Annotated in this window: 19 protein-coding genes; 12 read left to right on the top strand and 7 right to left on the bottom strand. The window is 61.0% G+C overall.

Annotation, left to right across the window (positions count from 1 at the left end):
- From polA to JWQ61_RS08485, 3 genes are all read left to right on the top strand, one after another.
- The coding region (polA, locus tag JWQ61_RS08495) for a DNA polymerase I (protein ID WP_304360139.1) at positions 1–1,461 on the top strand (1,461 nt) is incomplete at its 5' end.
- A gap of 63 nt (positions 1,462–1,524) precedes the next feature.
- Positions 1,525–2,439: a dienelactone hydrolase family protein gene (locus JWQ61_RS08490; protein ID WP_304360138.1), complete on the top strand. Its 915-nt coding sequence runs from the start codon at positions 1,525–1,527 to the stop codon at positions 2,437–2,439.
- Between the two features lie 189 nt (positions 2,440–2,628).
- Positions 2,629–3,390 carry a ZIP family metal transporter gene (locus tag JWQ61_RS08485; protein ID WP_257722415.1) on the top strand — a complete coding sequence of 254 codons (762 nt, stop codon included), beginning with the start codon at positions 2,629–2,631 and terminating at the stop codon, positions 3,388–3,390.
- Positions 3,391–3,398: 8 nt separating this feature from the next.
- Here JWQ61_RS08485 and JWQ61_RS08480 read toward each other — a convergent pair whose 3' ends face one another.
- The 3 genes from JWQ61_RS08480 to JWQ61_RS08470 form a co-directional block, all read right to left on the bottom strand.
- Positions 3,399–4,265: a sulfurtransferase gene (locus JWQ61_RS08480; protein WP_304360137.1), complete on the bottom strand. Its 867-nt coding sequence runs from the start codon at positions 4,263–4,265 to the stop codon at positions 3,399–3,401.
- Positions 4,266–4,333: 68 nt separating this feature from the next.
- Positions 4,334–5,248, bottom strand: coding sequence for a DMT family transporter (locus JWQ61_RS08475; protein ID WP_304360136.1), 915 nt, complete (start codon positions 5,246–5,248; stop codon positions 4,334–4,336).
- A 156-nt stretch (positions 5,249–5,404) separates the two neighbouring features.
- Positions 5,405–6,508, bottom strand: coding sequence for an aromatic ring-hydroxylating dioxygenase subunit alpha (locus JWQ61_RS08470; protein WP_014004720.1), 1,104 nt, complete (start codon positions 6,506–6,508; stop codon positions 5,405–5,407).
- 223 nt (positions 6,509–6,731) lie between these two features.
- On the opposite strand from JWQ61_RS08470, the gene JWQ61_RS08465 reads away from it, so the two are divergent.
- The 4 genes from JWQ61_RS08465 to folE2 all read left to right on the top strand — a co-directional run bounded on the left by JWQ61_RS08465 (position 6,732) and on the right by folE2 (position 10,811).
- Entirely contained in the window at positions 6,732–6,998 is a 267-nt protein-coding gene (locus JWQ61_RS08465; protein ID WP_061538930.1) for an exodeoxyribonuclease VII small subunit, read from the top strand.
- 95 nt (positions 6,999–7,093) lie between these two features.
- Positions 7,094–7,954, top strand: a complete 861-nt coding sequence (locus JWQ61_RS08460) for a polyprenyl synthetase family protein (protein ID WP_304360135.1) — start codon at positions 7,094–7,096, stop codon at positions 7,952–7,954.
- Positions 7,955–7,970: 16 nt separating this feature from the next.
- Positions 7,971–9,842 carry a 1-deoxy-D-xylulose-5-phosphate synthase gene (gene dxs, locus JWQ61_RS08455; protein ID WP_304360134.1) on the top strand — a complete coding sequence of 624 codons (1,872 nt, stop codon included), beginning with the start codon at positions 7,971–7,973 and terminating at the stop codon, positions 9,840–9,842.
- A gap of 165 nt (positions 9,843–10,007) precedes the next feature.
- Complete coding sequence (gene folE2 / locus JWQ61_RS08450; RefSeq protein ID WP_304360133.1) at positions 10,008–10,811, top strand: GTP cyclohydrolase FolE2; 804 nt, start codon at positions 10,008–10,010, stop codon at positions 10,809–10,811.
- A 56-nt stretch (positions 10,812–10,867) separates the two neighbouring features.
- On the opposite strand, the gene JWQ61_RS08445 is transcribed toward folE2, so the two are convergent.
- Entirely contained in the window at positions 10,868–11,425 is a 558-nt protein-coding gene (locus tag JWQ61_RS08445; RefSeq protein ID WP_304360132.1) for a cob(I)yrinic acid a,c-diamide adenosyltransferase, read from the bottom strand.
- A 110-nt stretch (positions 11,426–11,535) separates the two neighbouring features.
- Here JWQ61_RS08445 and JWQ61_RS08440 point away from each other — a divergent pair, with 110 nt between their 5' ends.
- From JWQ61_RS08440 to glcF, 5 genes are all read left to right on the top strand, one after another.
- Entirely contained in the window at positions 11,536–12,945 is a 1,410-nt protein-coding gene (locus JWQ61_RS08440; protein WP_304360131.1) for an FAD-binding oxidoreductase, read from the top strand.
- A 23-nt stretch (positions 12,946–12,968) separates the two neighbouring features.
- Complete coding sequence (locus JWQ61_RS08435; RefSeq protein WP_304360140.1) at positions 12,969–13,856, top strand: LysR substrate-binding domain-containing protein; 888 nt, start codon at positions 12,969–12,971, stop codon at positions 13,854–13,856.
- 155 nt (positions 13,857–14,011) lie between these two features.
- A complete protein-coding gene (locus JWQ61_RS08430; RefSeq protein WP_304360130.1) occupies positions 14,012–15,511 on the top strand; it encodes an FAD-linked oxidase C-terminal domain-containing protein in 1,500 nt (499 codons plus the stop codon).
- 16 nt (positions 15,512–15,527) lie between these two features.
- The gene (gene glcE / locus JWQ61_RS08425) at positions 15,528–16,601 is read left to right on the top strand and encodes a glycolate oxidase subunit GlcE (protein ID WP_304360129.1); all 1,074 of its coding nucleotides are present in this window, start codon (positions 15,528–15,530) and stop codon (positions 16,599–16,601) included.
- Between the two features lie 33 nt (positions 16,602–16,634).
- On the top strand, positions 16,635–17,870 hold the full coding sequence (gene glcF, locus JWQ61_RS08420; RefSeq protein ID WP_304360128.1) for a glycolate oxidase subunit GlcF: 1,236 nt from the start codon (positions 16,635–16,637) through the stop codon (positions 17,868–17,870).
- A gap of 31 nt (positions 17,871–17,901) precedes the next feature.
- Here glcF and JWQ61_RS08415 read toward each other — a convergent pair whose 3' ends face one another.
- The 3 genes from JWQ61_RS08415 to JWQ61_RS08405 are packed head-to-tail and all read right to left on the bottom strand — an operon-like array spanning position 17,902 to position 22,818.
- The gene (locus tag JWQ61_RS08415; RefSeq protein ID WP_304360127.1) at positions 17,902–19,083 is read right to left on the bottom strand and encodes a porin; all 1,182 of its coding nucleotides are present in this window, start codon (positions 19,081–19,083) and stop codon (positions 17,902–17,904) included.
- A gap of 28 nt (positions 19,084–19,111) precedes the next feature.
- The gene (locus tag JWQ61_RS08410; RefSeq protein WP_304360126.1) at positions 19,112–21,526 is read right to left on the bottom strand and encodes a glycoside hydrolase family 31 protein; all 2,415 of its coding nucleotides are present in this window, start codon (positions 21,524–21,526) and stop codon (positions 19,112–19,114) included.
- A 20-nt stretch (positions 21,527–21,546) separates the two neighbouring features.
- On the bottom strand, positions 21,547–22,818 hold the full coding sequence (locus JWQ61_RS08405) for an MFS transporter (protein WP_304360125.1): 1,272 nt from the start codon (positions 22,816–22,818) through the stop codon (positions 21,547–21,549).
- Positions 22,819–22,868 lie beyond the last annotated feature (50 nt).

Raw genomic sequence — 22,868 nt, 5'->3', positions numbered from 1 at the left:
ACCCTGCTCGAATCGTATGTGTTCGAATCGCACCGCAGCCACGACATGGACAGCCTGGCGCTGCGCCACCTGAACCACCAGACCATCACCTTCCAGGAAGTGTGCGGCAAGGGCGCTTCGCAAATCGGTTTCGACGAAGTCGAGATCGGCCGCGCCACCGAATACGCGGCCGAGGATGCCGACATTACGCTGCAGCTGCACCTGACCATGTGGCCGCACATCGCCGACGACGCCAAGCTCAGGTTCATCTACGAAAAAATCGAAGTGCCGACTTCGGTAGTGCTGCAAAAGATCGAGCGCAACGGCGTGCTGATCGACGCCAGCCTGCTGGCGACGCAATCGAACGAGCTGGGCAAGCGCATGCTGGAGATCGAGCAGCTGGCTTACGAACTGGCCGGCCAGCCGTTCAACCTGAGCTCGCCCAAGCAGCTGGGCGAAATCCTGTTCGACAAGCTCAAGCTGCCGGTGGTCAAGAAGACGCCGTCCGGATCGCCATCCACCGATGAAGAAGTGCTGCAGAAACTGGCGGAGGATTATCCGCTGCCGAAAGTGCTGCTCGACTATCGCAGCCTGTCCAAGCTGAAATCGACCTATACCGACAAGCTGCCGAAGATGGTCAACCCGAATACCGGCCGCGTGCATACCAACTATGCGCAAGCGGTGGCGGTGACCGGGCGGCTGGCGTCCAACGATCCCAACTTGCAGAATATCCCGATCCGCACCGCCGAAGGCCGGCGTATCCGTGAAGCGTTTGTGGCGCCGCCGGACAGCGTGATTGTGTCGGCCGACTATTCGCAAATCGAACTGCGTATCATGGCTCACATATCGGGTGATGAAAACATGCTGCGCGCCTTTGCCGAAGGCGTGGACATTCACCGTGCAACCGCCGCCGAGATTTTCGGCACGCCGGCAGCCGAGGTCAACAGCGAGCAGCGGCGTTATGCCAAGGTCATCAACTTCGGCCTGATCTACGGCATGAGCGCATTCGGCCTGGCCGGCAATCTCGGCATCGAACGCGCCGCCGCCCAGATGTACATCGAAAAATATTTCATGCGTTTTGCCGGCGTCAAGCAGTTCATGGACATGACGCGGGTGGAAGCCAAGTCGCAAGGTTACGTCGAGACCGTGTTTGGCCGCCGCCTGTGGCTGCCGGAAATCAATTCACCCAACGGCCAGCGCCGTCAGGGCGCCGAACGCGCCGCGATCAATGCGCCGATGCAGGGCACGGCGGCTGACCTGATCAAATTGTCGATGATCGCAGTACAGGGCTGGATCGAAACAGAACGGTTAAAATCCAAGATGGTCATGCAGGTGCACGATGAGCTGGTGCTCGAAGTGCCGCAGGACGAACTGGCGCTGGTGCGGGAAAAGCTGCCGCAGCTGATGGCTGGCGTGGCTGAACTAAAAGTGCCGCTGATTGCCGAAGTCGGAGTGGGCAAGAATTGGGACGAGGCGCATTGAGGACGGCGTGTCGCTTAGCGTTGCCGGTGCGATAGCTGAAGGTTAATTTTAAAGGAGAGCTTGATGCCGAATTTGAAAGAAGAGTTCGATAGCCTGGTGGCCAAAACCAGCTTGTCGGACGGCGTGGACCGCCGTACTTTCATGAAAACCGCCTTGGGCACCGGCTTCGCCGCCGCCGTGCTGCCGGTGACGGCGCAGACCATGATCAAGACCGATACCGAGGGCCTCACGGCCGGAGCGCTGGAGATCGAAGAAAACGGCTTGAGCGTGCCGATCTACCGCGCGCAGCCGGAGGGCAAAACCAATTTGCCGGTGGTGCTGGTGGTCTCGGAGATTTTCGGGGTGCACGAGCATATCGCCGATATCGCAAGGCGTTTCGCCAAGCTCGGTTACCTGGCGATTGCGCCGAATCTGTTCAAGCGCCAGGGTGATCCGGCCGCTTTTGCATCCATCCCGGAACTGTACGTCAACGTGATTTCCAAAGTGCCGGACGACCAGGTGCTGGGCGATCTCGATGCCTGCGTGGCCTGGGCCAAGAAAAATGGCGGTAATGCCAACAAGCTGGCGGTTACCGGTTTTTGCTGGGGCGGCCGCATCACCTGGCTGTACGCCAGCCACAACCCCAAGGTCAAGGCTGCCGCGGCATGGTACGGCGGCCTGGTCAGGGGCAAGGACCCCGAAGGCAAGACAGAGGCCGAGATCAAGGCATTGACGCCGAAGCAGCCGGTCGACATCGCGTCGACCCTGAAAGTGCCGGTGCTGGGTTTGTACGGCGCCAAGGACCAGGGCATTACGCAGGACCATGTGGCGCAGATGAAGGCGGCGCTGGCCAAGGGCAGCAGCAAGTCGGAAATCGTGGTGTATCCGAATTCCGGCCATGCGTTCAACGCCGATTACCGGCCCAGTTATGTCGAAGCGGATGCAAAAGATGGCTGGAAGCGCGTTTTGGCCTGGTTCAAGGAACACGGCGTGAGCTGACGCCTGTGTGTTTGCCTGCGCTTGTATCTGGACGCCTGCCGTCCAGATACAAGGATATTTGCTAGCAGCCCCCGAGCCCCGATAAGCAGTTAAATTTGCTGAAATGCAGCAGCTGTGCTTTAATTTGCAACCTTGTTGCATGTAAAGCTGTTTGCCGGAGCAAAAAAAATTAATTCCACACTTGTTTCAATCCTCCTGGCGACCATGATCGCCGGCCTTTTCAGCATTACCGCCGCTGCCGTTTTTTCGTTCGCGCTGCTGTCCAAGATGGTTGAGCGCATGGTCAGCCTGTCGGTCGGCATCATGCTGGCGACTTCCCTGCTGCACGCCTTGCCGGAAGCCTTCGAATCGAAGGCCGACAACCATACGCTGTTCGCCGTGCTGCTGGGCGGCCTGCTGGCGTTTTTTGTGCTGGAAAAATTCGCCATCCTGCGCCATTCGCACCATCACGAGGACGACGGCCACGGCCATCACCACGGGCATGACAAGAAAGAGGCGGGCAAAGCCGGCTGGATGATCCTGGTGGGCGACGGCTTGCACAATTTTACCGACGGCATCCTGATCGCCGCGGCCTTCCTGGCCGATCCGCACCTGGGCCTGATCACCGGCCTGGCCATCATCGTGCATGAGATCCCGCAGGAAATCGGCGATTTCATCGTGCTGCTCAATGCCGGTTTTTCGCGCACCCGCGCTTACGTGTATAACCTGATCTGTAGCCTGATGGCGGTGGTGGGCGGCCTGCTCGGCTACTTTACGCTGGAGCGCGGCATGGAATGGATTCCCTACGTGCTGGTATTTGCCTCGTCAGGTTTTATCTACATTGCCGTCAGCGACCTGATGCCGCAGATGCAGCGCCGCGCAACCCTGCGCGAAACCATTCCGCAGATCCTGCTGATCGGGGCGGGCGTCGCCATCGTGCTGTTCCTGACGCGCCACGCCCACCATCACTAAAGACCCGCTTATACGCCCTTGGCCATCGGCCGCTTCGGGTCTGAGCACCACTCGCTCCACGAGCCCGGATACAAGGCAGCGCCGTGCAAGCCGGCGATTTCCAGCGCTAGCAGGTTGTGGCAGGCGGTGACGCCTGAACCGCATTGCATGATTGCGGCTTGCGGCTCGCTGATCAGGGCGCCGAATTCCTCGTGCAATTGATGGCCCGGCTTGAAGCGGCCGTCCGCCAGCAGATTGTCTTTGAAGAAACGATTCTTGGCGCCCGGAATATGGCCGCCAACCGGATCGATGGTTTCATTTTCTCCGCGAAAGCGGTCCGGCGCGCGGGCGTCGAGGATAGTCCGCCTTGGGTTGGTCAGGTTGTGCAGGATGTCATGCGCATCGACGCTGGTGGTCAGCGGCGGCTTGGCGCTGATGCTGCCGGCTGCGGGAGCCGGCTCGGCCGTCGACAAACTGCCTGCGGCCGCTTGCCAGGCCGCCAGGCCGCCGTCCAGCACCGCCGCCGAACTGTGGCCGATGGAGCGCAGCAGCCACCACAGGCGGGCCGCATACATGCCGCCCTGGGCGTCGTAGGCGACGACCTGGGTATCGTCGCTGATGCCCCATTGCCGCAGCGTTGCCAGCAGCGCATCTGTTTCAGGCAAGGGATGGCGGCCCTTGAAGCTGCCGTCGGCTGCCTGCTTGGCGCCGGACAGGTCGCGGTCGAGGTTGGCAAAACGGGCTCCAGGAATGTGGCCTGCATCGTATGCCGTCCTGCCGGCAGCGGCATCCACCAGGTCGTGGCGGCAATCGAGGATGACCCAGTTGGGGTTTTGCGCATTCTGCAGCAGGTTCGCGGCAGAAATCAGCGTCTGGTAGGGATGGGCTTGAGACATGGCATTCCTTTTATCAAGTGTGTGTCAGGTGATGCAGGGCAACGCTCGGCAGCTCATCAAGGACCGGTTTAGCTGGCCACCGTTTTTTCCTCATGCAAGGAGCTGAGCGGACGCGCCTTCTTTTGATTATAAAACGTTGCCAGCAAACCGCTGATAAGGATTACAGCAGTGCCAAGCCAGCCGCGCCAGTCCATCTGGTCGTGCCAGATGAGGATGCCCCAGATGCTGGAAAAGACGATGCCGGTGTATTGCAGGTTCGCGGTCAATAGCGGATTGCCAAGGCGGTAGGCGCGCGTCATGGCCATCTGGGCCAGGGTGGCCGACAGGCTCAGCGTAATCAGCAAGGCCAGGCCTTGCGCGCTATGCGGGTGCCAGAGCGGGACGCCGCCGCCGGACAGCAAGATGCTGCCCGCCAGGCCGGCGAGGGCGCTGGTGCCTGAAAAATAGAAGACCACCCGGTATTCCGGCTCGCCCAGCTTGCCCAGGCGCCGCACTTGCAGGTAAGCCACGGCCGAGAGCAGGCCGGAGGCCAGCGCGATCATGCCGCCGGTGGTCTGCTCGGCGTCGAACGATGGCCGCAGCAACAGCATCACGCCGATGAAACTGAGCAGGATGGTGAACGCCATGCCCCATTCGAAGCGGCTGTTGCCGCGCCACCAGGCGGCGCCGAACAGGATTGCCGCCAGCCATATCGAGGACGTGTAGTTGAGGGTGGTGGCGGTAGCCACTGGCAGCAGGCTGAAGGAATAGAACCACATCGACAGCGCAATCACGCCGATCACGCCGCGCCACAGGTGCTGGCGCGGCATGGGGGTCTTGAGGGTGCCGCCTTTCAGCAGGATCAGGACGACGATGAACAGCATGCCGATCAGGCCGCGGCTCAGCACGATTTCGGCGATGGAGTAATGATCGGCGGCGAGCTTGACGCAGACTCCCATGATTGAAAACATGAGGCTAGCGAACAGCATCCAGAGTGATTGCATGGGGCGGGAATGAAGTAGAAGAGCGGTGCTGCTATTCTGACTGATTCTGGTCGCAGTGCATGCCGGCGGCGCTAAATAATGGCAAAGGGCCGGGGTTGGCGCGCTTCAGCCTGCGCACCAACCCCGGCCCCCGTTATCTATCTGATCCGGGAATGCTCAGGCCAGGCCATCCTGGCTCCGGTACCACTCGTGGAAATGCTGCATGCCGTCTTCCATCGGCGACTGGTAAGGGCCGACTTCATTGACGCCGCGCTCCATCAGGATGCGCCGTCCGGCATCCATGCGCAGTGCAATTTCATCATCTTCGACGCAGGTTTCCATGTATGCGGCACGTTCCGCCTCGACCATTTCGCGTTCGAACAGCGCAATTTCCTCGGGGTAGTAGAACTCGACCACGTTGGTGGTCTTTTGCGGGCCGCGCGGCCACAGCGTCGACACCACCAGCACGTGGGGATACCATTCCACCATGATGTTGGGATACAGGGTCAGCCAGATCGCGCCGAACTTCGGCGGTTCGCCGTTGCTGAACTTGAGCACTTGCTCCTGCCACTTCTTGTATGCCGGCGAGCCGGATTTCGCCAGCCCGTGGTTGACGCCCACGGTCTGCACGCTGTAATCCTTGCCGAATTGCCATTCCAGGTCGTCGCAGCTGACAAAGCTGCCGAGGCCCGGATGGAACGGCTCGACGTGATAGTCCTCCAGGTAAACCTCGATAAAGGTTTTCCAGTTGTAGTCGCATTCGTGGACTTCGACATGGTCGAACAGGTAGCCGCTGAAATCGAGATCCTTGGCCACGCCCAGCTGCGCCAGTTTCTCGCCGACATGGAAGGCGTTTTGTTCAAACAGCAAGCCGTTCCAGTTTTGCAAGGGCGTCCTGGACAGGTTCATGCATGGCGTCTCGCCGAAATGCGGCGCGCCTATCAGTTCACCCTTGAGGTCGTAGGTCCAGCGATGGAGCGGGCAGACGATGTTGCGGGCATTGCCGCGGCCGTCGAACATTTTTGCCTGCCGATGGCGGCAGACATTGGATACCAGCTCAATCCCCTGGGGATTGCGCACCAGCATGCGGCCCTCGTTTTCAGAAGCCAGCGTGGCGTAATCGCCGACGTTGGGCACCATCAGTTCATGGCCGACGTAACGCGGGCCATTCTGAAACAATTGCTGGATTTCGCGCTTTAACAGCGCTTCGTCAAAGTAGACGTTGACCGGAAGTTGCGCATCGGAGCGCGCGAGCTTGGTTATAGAAGCCAGATCGGACATCCCTCCACCCCCAAATGTGTTGTATCAACCTAAGAGAGAAAGAATCCGCAAAAACCTGTGTTCAAATAATATGAAACGGAAATTTTGGACAGAACCGAGGATTATCCCATAAAAATGCCAATTTTGGCGCTGTTTTACGCTTTTTATCCAGATAAAGCCCTCGAATTTCAACGGCTTATAGAGCTTTGCTCTAAAATAGCGAACTAAACTATTTATAGCCACTATGCCAAAAAATCCGATTTCCGCCAGCAGCCCTGCCTCGTTCGAACAAGCGATGGCCGAGCTGGAGCAACTGGTCGCCCAAATGGAAGCTGGCGAGTTGCCGCTGGAAGCATCCGTCGCCGCCTATAAACGAGGATCGGAGCTGGTCAAGTTTTGCGCCGTGCAACTCGAAAAGGTCGACAGCCAGGTCAAAGTGCTGGAAGGCGACATGCTCAAACCCTTTGCCGGTGAAGCCTTGAAAGACCATAGCAGCGGGGCCGACGAATGACCGCAGCGCAATTGTCAAACCCGACACCAAACCCGGCATCAAGCCTGGCCCCGGAGCTGGCTTTCGCCGCCTGGATGCGTCAGGTGCAGCTTGATATGGAAGTTGCTCTTGGGCAGTTTTTGCCGGCCGAAACCAGTATCCCGGCCAGGCTGCACCAGGCCATGCGCTATGCCGTGCTGGATGGCGGCAAACGGGTCCGTCCCTTGCTGGTATTTGCCGCCGGGGAACTGTTTGCAACGCCGCTCACCATTGCCCAGCGCGCCGCCGCCGCAGTCGAAATGATCCACGCTTATTCGCTGGTGCACGACGACATGCCCTGCATGGACGATGACGCCTTGCGCCGCGGCAAACCTACCGTGCATGTGCAATACGATGAAGCGACCGCCTTGCTGGTGGGCGACGCCTTGCAGTCGCAGGCATTCGTGGTGCTGGCCGAAGCCGGCGCGGAAATCGGCGCGGAAATTGATTCGGCGCGCCAGATCGTCATGCTGCGCCTGCTGGCGCAAGCCTCCGGTTCGCTCGGCATGTGCGGCGGCCAGGCGATCGACCTGGCCAGCGTCGGCCTCAACCTGTCGCTGGCAGAGCTGGAACAGATGCACAAGCTGAAAACCGGCGCCTTGTTGCGCGCTTCGGTATTGCTGGGAGCATGGGGCGGCAAGGCCTTGGCGCCGGCTGAAATCCAGGCGCTGGAAGCCTATGGCACCGCCATCGGCCTGGCGTTCCAGGTGGTGGACGATATCCTTGACGCCACCGCGGATTCCGCGACGCTGGGGAAAACCGCCGGCAAGGATGCCGCCGACAACAAGCCGACTTATGTCTCGATCCTGGGTTTGCCGGAATCGCAGGCGCTGGCAGAAAAATTACGCAACGACGCCCACCAGGCGCTTGCGATCTTTGGGAACAAGGCACGCCGCCTGCGCGAGCTGGCGGATTTGATCGTGCAACGCAAGGCTTAGAACAGAAGGCTTAGATATGGAACTACTCAACACAATCGACAGCCCGGCAGACCTGCGCAAACTGACGCGGGCGCAACTCAGGCCGCTGGCCGACGAGCTGCGCGAATTTGTCATCGAATCGGTGGCGCAGACCGGCGGCCACCTGTCGTCCAACCTGGGCACGGTGGAACTGACAATCGCGCTGCACTACGTTTTCAACACGCCGGAAGACCGCGTGGTGTGGGATGTCGGCCACCAGACCTATCCGCACAAGATCCTGACCGGCCGCCGCGACCGCATGCACACGCTGCGCCAGCACGATGGCATTTCCGGTTTCCCGCGCCGTAGCGAGAGCGAATACGACACCTTCGGCACCGCCCATTCATCGACCTCGATTTCCGCCGTGCTGGGCATGGCGCTGGCCGCCAAGACCAAAGGCGAAACCGACCGCCACGCGATTGCCGTGATCGGCGACGGCGCCATGACTGCCGGCATGGTGTTCGAAGCCATGAACAATGCGGGCGTGTATGACGACATCAACATGCTGGTGATCCTGAACGACAACGACATGTCGATCTCGCCGCCGGTCGGCGCCCTCAACCGCTACCTGGCGCGCCTGATGTCGGGGCAGTTCTATGCGCAAGCCAAGAACGTCGGCAAGTCGATACTGCCAGGCCCGATGCGGCAACTGGCCAAGCGTTTCGAAGAACACGCCAAAGGCATGGTGGTGCCTGCCACCATGTTTGAAGAATTCGGTTTCAACTACATCGGCCCGATCGACGGCCACGACCTGGAATCGCTGATCCCGACCTTGCAAAACCTGAAGAACCTGAAGGGGCCGCAGTTCCTGCACGTGGTGACCAAGAAGGGCCAGGGCTACAAGCTGGCGGAAGCCGACCCGGTGCTGTATCACGGCCCCGGCAAGTTCAACCCGGCCGAAGGCATCAAGCCGGCCACGGTCAGCAAGATGACCTACACCCAGGTATTCGGCGACTGGCTGTGCGACATGGCGGCGCAAGACGACAAGCTGATCGGCATCACCCCGGCGATGTCGGGCGGATCCGGCCTGGATACTTTCGCCCAGCGCTTTCCGCAACGTTTCTACGACGTCGGCATCGCCGAGCAGCATGCGGTCACTTTCGCCGCTGGCCTGGCTTGCGAAGGGCTGAAACCGGTAGTGGCGATCTACTCGACTTTCCTGCAGCGCGCCTACGACCAGCTGATCCATGACGTGGCGCTGCAGAACCTGGACGTGACCTTTGCGCTCGACCGTTCCGGCCTGGTCGGCGCCGACGGCGCTACCCATGCCGGCAACTACGACATGGCGTACCTGCGCTGCATCCCTAACATGGTGGTGATGGCGGCATCCGACGAAAACGAATGCCGCCAGATGCTGTCGACCGCGTATCACTACAACGGCCCGGCGGCGGTGCGTTATCCGCGCGGGGCCGGCATCGGCGCCGCCATCGTTCCGGAATTGACCACATTGCCTTTGGGTAAAGGCGAAATCAGGCGGCAAGGGCAGAGCGTAGCGATCCTGGCTTTCGGTTCGATGCTGGCGCCAAGCGTGGCAGCGGGCGAACTGCTCGACGCCACGGTTGTCAACATGCGTTTCATCAAGCCGCTGGACGTCGACCTGGTGCTGGAGCTGGCGCAAAGCCACGATGCGCTGGTCACGGTAGAGGAAGGTTCCATCATGGGCGGCGCCGGCTCTGCGGTAGCGGAAGCGCTGGCGGCGGCAGGATGCGTCAAGCCGCTCTTGAATTTGGGCTTGCCGGACCGATTTATAGACCATGGCGACGTCGGCCAGCTGCTGGCGCAATGCGGCCTGAATGCGGAAGGTATCGCTGCATCGATACGCCAGCGCTTCGGCAAGGACCAGCCGCGCCTGGTCGTCAACCAGAATTAAGCAGGCCTGGCCGCCTGCCGTTCTCAAGCAATTCCAGCCAGGACGCTGCCGCCGAGGCGGCAGCGCTCAAGCCACCAATATCCAATCATCCCGGTTCGCCTGCCGAGCAAGCAGGCGCAGCGGGACCAGATCGCTCCCATGCGATCTTTCATTCAAAGGTTAAGCATGAATACTCGTGACCACAATCTGACGATTCCAGACGTGCAAAGCAGCGTCGACACCCGCCACCTGGCGATCCAGCGCGTTGGCGTAAAAGGCGTGCGTTATCCGGTGACCGTGCGCACCGCGGCCACCGCGCAGCCGACCATCGGCAGCTGGAACATGTACGTGCATCTGCCGGAACAGCAGAAGGGCACCCACATGTCGCGCTTCATCGCCTTGCTGGAAGGCCTGCAAGGGCCGCTGGATGTTGCTTCGTTCGGCGACCTGATGCGCAAGATGGTGACCCTGCTGGACGCCGAACGCGGCCGCATCGAGCTGACTTTCCCGTATTTCATCAACAAGACAGCGCCGGTCTCCGGCGTGCAGAGCCTGATGGATTACGAAGTGGGCCTGACCGGCGAGATCAGCCAGGGCCAGCTGGAAATCACGTTGAAAGTGCTGGTGCCGGTGACCAGCCTGTGCCCTTGCTCGAAGCAGATTTCTGCCTACGGCGCACACAACCAGCGCTCGCACATCACCGTCAACGCAGTGCTGGACGGCGAGATCCAGGTCGACGAGCTGATCGCGAAGATCGAAGCGCAGGCGTCATGCGAACTGTTCGGCCTGCTGAAGCGCCCGGACGAAAAATACGTGACCGAGCGCGCTTATGAAAATCCGAAGTTCGTCGAAGACCTGGTGCGCGACGTCGCGGTGGCCCTGAACAACGAGCCGCGGGTGCTGGCCTATGTGCTGGAAGCGGAAAACTTCGAGTCTATCCACAACCATTCGGCGTATGCATTGATCGAACACGACAAGCGGAGCAAATAAGCGCGATTGATCCAAAGCGGGCGGGATGATGTCGATTGCGGCCTCATCCCGTTCTTTTACGTATCGCGCAAGCGGTCCTTCTGCCACAGCACATCGCTGCCGCCATCCGCGCGGTTCAGCACCCGCGACAGCACGAACAGCAAGTCCGACAGGCGGTTCACATACTGCCGCACTGCCTCATTCACCGTTTCACTCTTGCCCAGGCTGACGATGCTGCGTTCTGCGCGCCGGCAGACCGTGCGGCAGACATGCGCCAGCGCCGCCGGGCGGTTGCCGCCCGGCAGGATGAAATCCTTGAGCGGCGGCAGGTCGGCATTGTATTTTTCCAGCAGGTCGTCGAGCCGGGCCACCTGCGCCGCGCTGACCAGCGCATAACCGGGAATGCACAGTTCGCCGCCGAGATCGAACAGATCGTGTTGTATCGATAGCAATGCTTCGCGCAGTCCCACGGCCAGTTGTTCGCACAGCAGCAGGCCCAGTTGCGAATTCAGCTCGTCGACATCGCCGATGGCCTGGATGCGCAGGCTGTCCTTGTCGGTGCGGCTGCCGTCGCCGAGGCCGGTCGTGCCTTTGTCGCCGGTGCGCGTGGCGATCTTCGAGAGTCGGTTGCCCATGTTTTTCTGCTTTTTTCCGGTTGGTTCGGGGTGGAATGCGGGTGCTTGTACTTTACACCAGCAGAGCGCGGTCCCGCAGAGTAAAATTCAGAGGATAAGGAGACCTTCCAATGAATCACATAGCCGATCTCGCCGCCCTGAAGAAACCGTTGCCCGACGCCTTGCTTGCCACCCTCGGCGCCCTGTTTGGCGAACGTTTCTCGACCGCCGTGGCGATGCGCGAACATCATGGCCGCGATGCCTCTTCGTATGACCCCATGCTGCCGGATGCCGTGGTATTCGTCGAATCGACCGAAGAGGTGGCCGCGCTGGTCAAGCTGTGCAGCGAATATGTGGTCCCGGTGATTCCTTTCGGCAGCGGCACTTCGCTGGAAGGCCATGTGCTGGCGCTGCAAGGCGGGATTTCCATCGACCTGTCGCGCATGAACCGCTTGCTGGCGATCCATGCCGAGGACCTGACGGCGACGGTGCAGACCGGCGTCACCCGCAAGCAGCTGAACCACGAGATCAAGGACAGCGGCCTGTTCTTTCCCATCGATCCCGGCGCCGATGCCTCGATCGGCGGCATGGCGGCGACCCGCGCTTCCGGCACCAACGCCGTACGCTACGGCAGCATGCGCGAGAACACGCTGGCGCTGACGGTGGTGACCGCCGACGGCCGCATCATCAAGACCGGCACCCGCGCCAAAAAATCGGCGGCAGGCTACGACCTGACGCGCATCTTCGTCGGCAGCGAAGGCACGCTGGGCGTGATCACCGAAGTGACCGTCAAGCTCTATCCGCAACCGGAAGCCATTTCCGCCGCGGTCTGTTCGTTCCAGAACATCGCCGACGCCGTCAACGCCGTGATCCAGACCATACAGCTGGGCGTGCCGGTGGCCAGGGTAGAGCTGCTGGATGAAAACGGCGTGCGCGCCATCAATGCGCATTCCAAGCTGGCGCTGCCGGAACAACCGCTGCTGCTGTTTGAATTCCACGGCAGCGAGAATGGCGTCAAGGAACAGGCGGAGCTGGTGCAGGCGGTGGTGGCTGAACATCACGCTGTAGGTTTCGAATGGGCGACCCGGCCGGAAGACCGTTCGCGCTTATGGACCGCGCGTCACAACGCCTATTTCGCCTTGCTGCAATTGCGCCCCGGCAGCCGCGCGATTTCCACCGATTGCTGCGTGCCGATCTCGCGCCTGGCGGAATGCATCCTCGAGACCAAGGCCGATTGCGAGGCCAACGGCATGGTGTATTCGATCATCGGCCATGTCGGCGACGGCAATTTCCATGTGCAGATGCTGGTCGATCCCGACGATGCCGCCGACATTGCGCGCGCCGAGGGCGTCAATGCGCGCATGGTCAGCCGCGCCATCGGCATGGACGGCACTTGCACCGGCGAGCATGGCGTCGGCCTGCACAAGATCGATTTCCTGATTGAAGAGCATGGGGTGGAAGCGATCGCCACCATGCGTGCGCTGAAACATGCATTTGATCCGAAGAACATCATGAATCCCGGGAAAATAATCCGGTGGTAAGTCCAATGTCGAATAAGACCCCATTGGTCAATCGCCTGCCGCCTGTGCATGCCTTGTCCGCGTTTGAAGCCGCCGCCCGCCATCGGTCATTTGCACTGGCGGCGGACGAGCTGTGCATTACGCCGTCGGCGCTGTCGCACCGCATCCGTTTGCTGGAAGATTTCGTCGGCGAGCGCCTGTTCTCGCGCGAAGGCAGGACGGTCACCTTGTCCGAATTCGGCCACCGTTACCTGGAAGTGGTGCGCAGCGCCTTGCGCACCTTGACTGAGTTCCCGCTGCCGCAGCGTAACGCCCAGGTGCAGCCGCGCGTCAAGATCACCGCGCCGCCGACTTTTGCCCGCCAGCTGCTGATTCCGCACCTGCACGGGTTTGCCAGCCGGCACCCCGAGATCGTGGTCGAGATATTCCTGTCGGTGCCGCTCTACGACCTGAGTCTGACCGAGAGCGACCTGGAAGTGCGTTTCGGCGCCGGCAAGTATCCCAACACCACCACCGAGAAACTGTTCGAAGAACCTACCTTTGCCGTCGCCAGCCCCGCATACCTGAAGAAAGTCGGTCCGCTGCACCAGCCTGCCGACCTGCGCAAGGCAAGCCTGCTGCGTTCGGCCCTGGAGCCTTGGCAGCCATGGTTCCAGGCGGCCGGCCTGGACTGGCCCGAGCCGTCCTCCGGCTTGCGCGCCGACGACCTCGGCCTGTTGCTGGAACTGGTGCGCCATGGCCATGGCGTCGGCCTGACCCGCAAGCATTTTGCACAGCAAATGATTGCGCAAGGGGAAGTGGTGCAACTGTTCGACATCAGCCTGACTTCGCCGCCCCATGCCTACTACCTGGTGTACCAGCAAAAACCGCAGGAACGGCCGGAAGTGACGACTTTCATCGAATGGATGAAGGATACTTTCAGCCGCATTTGAGCTGCATTGCCGGCCGCCTGAAAATATTTCACCTGCGCGGCGCAAGCTTTTCAGGCGGATATCCGAGGAAGTTGTTCTGTAAAAAACACAATATCGTTATACTCGATAACAGAAAACACACCCTCCGATAGCCAGCCTGCCAATGGGAAAATAGAATGAACGCGGAAACAGCAGCGCCCGCCGAGTCCACCTTTAGCCCGGCCCGCCAACAGCAGGTAGTCAGTGCTTTACGGGCGCTGCTGCCGGCACACGCGCTGTTATCCAATATCGAAGATACCCGGCCCTACGAATGCGATGGCCTGGCCGCCTATCGGCAGACACCGATGGTAGTGGCGCTGCCCGAGAACGAGGAACAGGTGGTGGCCATCCTCAAGGCTTGCCGCGATCTCAAAGTGCCTATCGTGCCGCGCGGCGCAGGCACCGGGCTGTCCGGCGGCGCCATGCCGATCGCCGACGGCGTGGTCTTGTCCACCGCCAAATTTACCCGCATCGTCAAGCTTGATCCGTATGCACGGACTGCGGTGGTGCAGCCGGGCGTGCGCAACCTGGCCATTTCCGAAGCGGCGGCCGCGCATGGCCTGTATTACGCGCCGGACCCGTCGTCGCAGATCGCCTGCACCATCGGCGGCAACGTGGCGGAGAATTCGGGCGGCGTGCACTGCCTGAAATACGGTCTTACCGTGCATAACGTATTGCGTGTGCGGATGGTGACCATTGAAGGCGAGGTGGTCGAACTCGGCAACGCTGCGCTGGATGCGCCCGGCCTCGACTTGCTGGCGGTTTTCATCGGCTCTGAAGGCATGCTGGGTGTGGTCACCGAGGTCACGGTCAAGTTGATTCCCAAACCGCAGGCGGCGCGCGTCATCATGGCTTCGTTCGACGACGTGGTGAAGAGCGGCAACGCGGTCGCCAACGTGATCGCCGCCGGCATCATCCCGGCTGGCCTGGAGATGATGGACCGCACCAGTTCGCGCATGGTGGAACCCTTCGTCAAGGCCGGCTACGATATCGACGCCGCCGCCATCCTGTTATGCGAATCGGACGGCACCGCAGAAGAGGTGGAAGAAGAAATCGGCCGCATGAGCGCAGTGCTCAACGCCAGCGGCGCCACCCGCATCGAAGTCTCGACCTCCGAGGCGGAGCGCCTGCGTTTCTGGTCTGGCCGCAAGAATGCCTTTCCGGCAGCCGGCCGCATTTCACCCGATTATTACTGCATGGACGGCACCATCCCGCGCAAGAACCTGGCCCAGGTGCTGCTGGGCATCGAACAGATGGAAAACAAATACGGCCTGCGCTGCGCCAATGTGTTCCATGCCGGCGACGGCAACCTGCATCCGCTGATTCTGTTCGATGCCAATGTGCCGGGCGAATTCCATCGCGCGGAAGAGTTCGGCGCCGAGATCCTTGAACTGTGCGTTGCCGTCGGCGGCACTATCACGGGCGAACACGGCGTCGGCATCGAAAAGATCAACTCGATGTGCGTGCAGTTTTCACCGCTGGAGCGCGAGGCTTTCTTTAATGTCAAACGCGCCTTCGATACTGCATTCCTGTTGAACCCGGACAAGGCGATTCCCACTTTGCAGCGTTGCGCCGAGTACGGCAAGATGCATGTGCAGCGCGGCCAGCTGAAATTTGCGGAACTCCCCCGCTTCTAGAGCAGACCAGAACAATATGGATCCAGAATTATTCAAGCAGCAGGCCAAGGGGCAGATTCTCGCTGCTGCGGCAGAGCGCCGGCAGCTGGAAATCCGCGGCGGCGGCAGCAAGCGCTGGTACGGCCAGCAGGTGCAGGGTGAACTGCTGGATACGCGCGGTTACAGCGGCGTCATCGATTATGAGCCGACCGAACTGGTGATTACCGCGCGCTGCGGCACGCCGCTGGCCGAAATCGAAACGCTGCTGGCGCAGCACAACCAGATGCTGCCATTCGAACCGCCGCATTTCGGCAGCGCCGCTACGCTGGGCGGCATGGTCGCCAGCGGCTTGTCCGGCCCGTCGCGGCAGGCGGTCGGCGCATTGCGCGACTTCGTGCTGGGCGCGGTGCTGATGGACGGCAAAGGCGATATCCTGCATTTCGGCGGCCAGGTCATGAAGAATGTGGCGGGATACGATGTATCGCGTCTGCTGGCCGGCTCGCTTGGCACCCTTGGTTTGATTCTCGAAGTTTCGCTGAAAGTATTGCCGCGCCCACTCGCCAGCAGCAGTCGCCGGTTTACGATGGGCGAAGCCGAGGCGATACGCAGCCTCAACCAGTGGGGCGGCTTGCCCTTGCCGATTTCCGCCAGTTGCTGGCAAGATGGCCAGCTGACGCTGCGCCTGTCCGGCGCGCAGGCCGCGGTGAGCGCTGCCGAAAAGAACCTTGGTGGTGAAGCGGTCGCCGATGCGGACGATTTCTGGCAGGCGCTGCGTGAGCAGACTCACGCCTTTTTTGCACTGGCGGCCGCACAGAAACCCTTGTGGCGGCTGGCGCTGCCGTCGACCGCAGCGCCGCTGGCATTGCCCGGCGCCACGCTGGTCGAGTGGGGCGGGGCGCAGCGCTGGCTGTTCACCGACACCGACGCGCAGGCGATCCGGAGCGCGGCTGCCGCCGCCGGCGGCCATGCCACCCTGTACCGTGGAGGTGACAAAGATGCCGGCGTATTTCATCCGCTGGCGCCGGCGCTGGCGCAGATTCACCGGCGCTTGAAAGCCAGTTTCGATCCGGCGGCGATTTTTAATGTCGGCCGCATGTATCAGGATTTCTAGTCCGAACCTTAACCAAGCTCTAGCCAGCAAGCCATGCAAACCAATCTAGCCGACTTCATCAAGAATACACGCGCAGGCAAGGAGGCCGATGCGATCCTGCGCGCCTGCGTGCATTGCGGATTCTGTACAGCTACCTGCCCGACGTATCAGCTGCTGGGCGATGAACTGGATGGCCCGCGCGGCCGCATTTATCTGATCAAGCAGGTGCTGGAAGGAACCAAGGCCACCGTCAAGACCCAGTCCCACCTGGACCGCTGCCTGACCTGCCGCAATTGCGAATCGACCTGTCCGTCCGGGGTCGAATACGGCCGCCTGCTCGATATCGGCCGCAAGGTGGTGGAAGACCAGGTGCCGCGGCCCATCGCGCAGCAGCTGACGCGCAAGTTATTGAAAGAATTCTTGCCGCGCCCCTGGCTGTTCAAGCCGGCCATGGCGGCTGGCCAATTGCTGCGGCCTCTGCTGCCGCGCAAACTGAAAAACAAGGTTCCGGAAAAGCAGCAAGCGGGAATTTTCCCCCGCCGCGAGCATGCGCGCAAGATGCTGCTGCTGGATGGCTGCGTACAGCCCGCGATGTCGCCCAATATCAACCACGCGGCGGCACGGGTTTTTGATGCGCTCGAAGTGCAGTTGCTGGTGGCGCCCAAGGCCGGCTGCTGCGGCGCCATCCGTTATCACCTGAACGACCAGGCCGGCGGCCTGGACGACATGCGGCGCAATATCGACGCCTGGTGGCCGTATGTGATCGGCAGCAATGGACAGGGCGTCGAGGCGATCGTCATGACTGCCTCCGGCTGCGGCGTCACGGTCAAGGAATACGGCCATCTGCTGGCAGCCGATCCGCTTTATGCCGTCAAGGCCAAGGCCATTTCAGCGCTGACCAAGGACCTGAGCGAAATCTTGCCGGCGTTCGAAGCGGAGCTGCAGGAAAAATTGCGGGGTAAATTTCCCCAGCGCGTGGCTTACCATCCGCCCTGCACCTTGCAGCACGGCCAGCAGATCCGCGGCAAGGTGGAAGGCCTGTTGCGCAGCGTCGGCGTCGATGTGCAGCTGTGCGCCGACAGTCATTTGTGCTGCGGTTCGGCCGGCACTTATTCCGTATTGCAGCCGGAACTGTCGTATCGCCTGCGCGACAACAAGCTGAACAGCCTGCAGGCGACCCAGCCGGACATGATCGTCTCCGCCAATATCGGCTGCCTGACCCATCTGCAGTCAGGCACGCAGACCCCGGTCAGGCACTGGATAGAACTGCTGGACCAGGCGCTGGCCTGACGCTCCGTAGAGGAGCGTCGGCGCAGCCCCGTTAAAACTGATGGCGGATGCCGACTGCCGCGACAAACTGCTTGCCGTTGGAAGACGGCGTGCCATTTTGCGAATCGCCGACCACCGCGACGGCGTCGACCGCTGTCACCCCATCTTTGCCCAAGGTCTGGCCGTACGCCTTTTGATAGGTTTCCAGGAAGTAGAGCGCGGTGCGTTTAGAAAAATCGTAGGTCTGCTCCAGGGACAGCTGCTGATAGCGGGCCGGGTTGCTTATGCCGTTGGCGGCCGTTTCGCGCGTATAGCTGTAGCCGGCTGCGACCGTGATGGCCGGCGTCAGTTTGTAGCTTGAAATCAGGCCTGCCGTGTTGAAACTGGCCTGGTGGGTAAACAAGGAATCCGCTCCGGGCGCCATCTGGACATTGGAAAAATTCAGGCCCAGCATCAGCTTGCCCGATGCCTGGTACCGCGCGGCCGCGGCGATCATCTGCACCGACTTGGCGGAGGCATAACCGGCGTTGACGGGAGACTGGGCATAGCTGCCTGACGTGACGTTCGGATCCCAGGGCGCAAAACCTTTCAGATTGTTGTTGGTCAGCTTCAGGTATCCCAGTGCGACGCTAAACGCGTTGATGTTGTAGAGCAGCGCCGCGCTCACGGTATTGCCGGATCCCATGGCGCCGGCATTTTCGCCGAAACCGTACAAGGCGCTGCCCTGGAAACCGGCTATCACCGGTGTCGCATAGACCAGGGAATTGTTGATGCGTATCGTCGTGTCGAGGCCGTCCAGGTCGCCTGGATGGGCGCCGGTGGCGCCTGTCAGCACGCCGGTCGGTCCCAGCCCGCCGACGTAACGCCAATACGGCGTGTACTGGCGCCCGAGCGTGAATGTGCCGTAGCCGCTGTTGCTCAATCCGATAAAGGACTGGCGGTTGAACGCCTTGCTGGGATCGCTTTGGGCGCCGTTGTCGATGTTGAATCCCTGCTCCAGCGTGAAGATGGCTTTGCTGCCGCCGCCCAGGTCCTCGCTGCCGCTGAAACCCAGTTTGCTGGCATTCAGGTTGCCGCTGTTCATATAGGTGTTGGCGTGACCGCGCTGGCTGCTGGAGTAGATGATCGCAGCGTCGGCGGTGCCATAGATGGTGACGCCGTTTTGCGCCCGGACTTGGCTCGCGCCGGCCAGCGAGGCGGCTGCTGTCAGCAGCGCCAGTGTTTTGTGTTTCATGTGTCTCCCGTATAGTTATTGGACTGCGTTAGAACTTGGGCTTGGTGATTTTTATCTGGACTTCACGATAGCCATCGACGATGGCGTCGCTGATGACGATGGCATCTGCCGCCAGCCGGCGGGTTTCGTGCTGCGGCAGGAGCAGGACCACGACGTCGGACGCCGGCTGCACGCCGCTGCATCCGACCGTGATTTCCAGGGCGGTTGCCTGGCTCTGCACATGGATTTTCCACAGGCTGCTCCGGCCGTTCTTGTAGGCATGGCTGGCGCCGTCATCGTCGAAAAATTCGGCGGCGAAACTGCCGTCGGCCTGGTGCGGAAAGACCATGAAACCTTGCTGGTGCGCGGGCCGGTTGAAATGCTGTTCGGCGACATTGACGGCGATGGAGCTGCCGGCCCTGGCCAGCAGCGGCGGCCGGTCGCCGATGGCGGGCAGTACAATTTCCTGTCCGCCATGATGATGCGCGCCGCTCCAGAAATCGTACCAGTCTGCGCCTGCCGGAAGATATACGGCGCGGCTGTGCTGGCCCGGTTCTACCACGGCAGCCAGCAGCAGGCTGGGGCCGACCAGCATGTCGTCGTTTTCCGCGAAGCATTGCGGATCGTCGGGAAACGCCAGGAAGGTCGGCTTGATCATCGGTTCGTAGTGCTGATGGTAGCGCCACAGCAGATCGTAGAAATACGGCGTCAGGCGGGCGCGCAGCTTGAGCAGGTTGCGGATGGCGCCGGTGATTTCCGGATACATCCAGGCTTCGTTGACGGTCCTGTCGTCGTTCCACGAGTGGATCGAAAAGCGCGGCATGAAAATGCCGAACTGGACCCAACGCAGCAACAGCTCCGGGCCTGGCGCCGGACCGCTGAAGCCGCCCACATCATGGCCGGTGTTGGAGATGCCGGACAAAGCCAGGCCGATGCCCATCTTGATGTTGTACTTGAGCGTCTGCCATGAAGTGTGATTGTCACCGGACCAGGTCTGCACATAGCGCTGCATGCCGGCCGCGCCGGAACGCGAAACCAGGTAGGGCCGCTGTTGCGGCGCGAAGGCGGTTTGCGCTTCCTGCGAAGCGGCCATCATCAGCAAGGTTTGCAAGCCCTTGGCTTCGACCGCTTTGAACGGCTTGCCGAAGCCGTTGACGGTGGCTTGCGGATTGAGCACCTGGAATTCGTTGTTGTCGTTCCAGGTGCTGGTGATGCCGTATTCCAGCAGGGAACTGGTCACCGCCTGCTTCCACCAGTCGATGGTGTCGGGATTGGTGAAATCCAGGTAGGCGCCGATTTCATCCCAGAACTGCACCAGCTCCGGCTCGCCGTCCTGGTCGTTGATGAACAGGCCAAGATCGCGTGCTTCGGCAAAACACGGATGGTCCTGCAGCAGGCAAGGCTTGATGTTGGCGCACAGGCGCACGCCATGCTTCAGGTAGTGTTGTGCAAATTCCCGGGGATCGGGGAATTTCTCGCGGTTCCAGTTGAAGACGTACCGTTTGTCGCCGATCGAGGTATAGCCGGACGACAGGTGGAACGATTCGCACAGCATGTCGTGCTGCTCGCAGTTTTCCAGGAATTCATTCATCTTTTCCTGGGCGTTCGGCGCATCGGTATACGTCATGGTAGAACCGGAATAACCCAGGCCCCATTTCGGTGTGAACGCCGGCTGGCCGGTCATCCAGGTATAGCGCCGCACCACCTGCTCCATGTCGTCGCCGGCGATGAAGTAATAATCCAGGTCGCCATGGTCGGCGACGAAATAGCGGTAGTGGCCGTGGTAGTTGTCCAGCTCGCAACCCATGTCCAGCTTGCCTTCCGACAGCGTGTCGTAGAACAGGCCGAAGGCGGTTTTTTGCCGCTTGTTCCAGGTCAGGTAGAACGGGATGTGCTTGTACAAGGCGTCCGTGCTGCTGGCGTTATAGCCCATCGCGTCGATGGTTTTCAGGGAATAGCTGCGGCCGTGGCGGTTGGTGTCGCCGCTGCGTTCGCCGAGGCCGAAATACATTTCATCGCCGGCGTCGCGCTTGAGGTAGTGATAGACCTTGTCGTCCCAGTAGCCGAAATTGACATGTTGCGTGGCGCGGTCCTGTGCGGCGTTTTGCCAGACGCCGTCCTTGCAGGTTTTCCAGCTGCAGGACAGGCCCTTGAGCTGCACCGTCAGCCGGATTTTCCCGGTCTCGATCTGCAGGGCGCCGCCATGTTCTTCTGCGGTGTAGGCCGGCTGCGCGAACCCTGCCAGCGAGAAGCGGTCGCGTCCGGCCAGCGGCAGCTGCAGGTCGCCCGGCGCAATCGCCCAGGTGCGCGGGAAGCGCAGGCTGGCGTCGGGCAGCACCATGACGCGGATGATGTCTTGTTCCAGCACGAAGATGTGGGCGGCCTGGCCGCCGGATCCTTTGAGCGTCAGCATGGCGCCCTTGCGAGCGGCGAGGTGAAACTCGGGTATTTGTTTGACTGACATGAGAATCTCCAGTTTCTGGTTCAGTTGCCGGCAACGCTGCTGTCTTTGTAGCCGCGATACAGCAGGAACAGGATCGTCACGCCCACCACGTCAAACATGCCTAGCGCGGCGAACAGCGGGGTATAGCCGATAGTTTCTGCCAGCTGCCCGATCAGCAGTGAGAACGAGAGTCCGCCGATCCAGCTGATCATGCCGGTCAGGCCGTTGGCCGTGCCGACTTCGCGGGTGTTGAAGACGTCGGTGGTCATGGTGTTGACCAGGCCGGAAATCATCTGATGAGAAAAGCCGCCTATGCAAAACAGGGCGATCGCCACGTAGGGACTTTCCACGTAACCGACAAAACCGACGCTGGTCATCAGCAGCGCGCCGGTGGCGATGCCGGCGATGCGCGAGCTGACCAGCTTGAATTTGAAATGCTTCATCAGGAACGGCGACAGGTAACCGCCCAGGATGCCGCCCATGTCGGCGGCGAAGAACGGCATCCAGCCGAAGATGGCGAATTCTTTCAGGTTCATGCCGCGCACCGAAATAAAGTACAGCGGAATCCAGAAATTGAAGGTTTGCCAGGCTGGTTCTGCCAGGAAGCGGGTGATGGCGATCCCCCAGAAGCGGCGCGTGCTGACGATCGCCCGCACCGACGGCTTGGCGTGGGCCTGACTTTCGGCAATGCTTTCCTGGCCGGAGAGGATATAAGCGCGTTCCGTATCGGACAGGTTGGGATGGTCCTTAGGGGCGCGGTAAAAGAAGAACCACAAGCCGGCAAAGATGAAACCCAGCGCGCCGGTCGCGATAAATGCCGATTGCCAGCCGTGTTTGTACAGCAGCCAAGCCACCAGCACCGGTGCGATCACCGCGCCCATCGAGGTGCCGGCGTTGAAGTAACCCACGGCCACCGAGCGTTCCTGTTTGGGAAACCATTCCGATACTGCTTTTACTCCGGCAGGAATCGCGACGGCTTCGGTCAGGCCGAGCAGGCCGCGAAAAAACGCCAGCGATATCCAGCCGGTGGCAAAACCGTGCAGCATGCCGACCACCGACCAGGCGGCGGCAAACAGCGCAAAGCCCACTTTCAAGCCGAGAAAATCGATGATGTAGCCGCATACCGGCTGCATGATGGTGTAAGCCACCTGGAAAGCCGCCACCACGTACGAATATTCCTTGGTGCTGAACGCCAGGTCGTGTTTCAGCGTATCCGCCAGCACGCCCAGCGAGTTGCGTGAGATGTAGTTAAGTATGGTGCCAAAACATACGAGGGCAATAATCCACCAGCGCAGACCTTTGATGCGTTTCATTGTTTTGTCTCGGTTAGTTTTTATTTGTGTGATTGATGTGTGACTAAGCG

This window comes from Collimonas fungivorans (assembly GCF_028292705.1).
Lineage (GTDB): Bacteria > Pseudomonadota > Gammaproteobacteria > Burkholderiales > Burkholderiaceae_D > Collimonas > Collimonas fungivorans_B.
The sequence above is the reverse complement of the archived record's forward strand: the minus strand, read 5'-3'. Positions and strand labels throughout refer to the sequence as shown.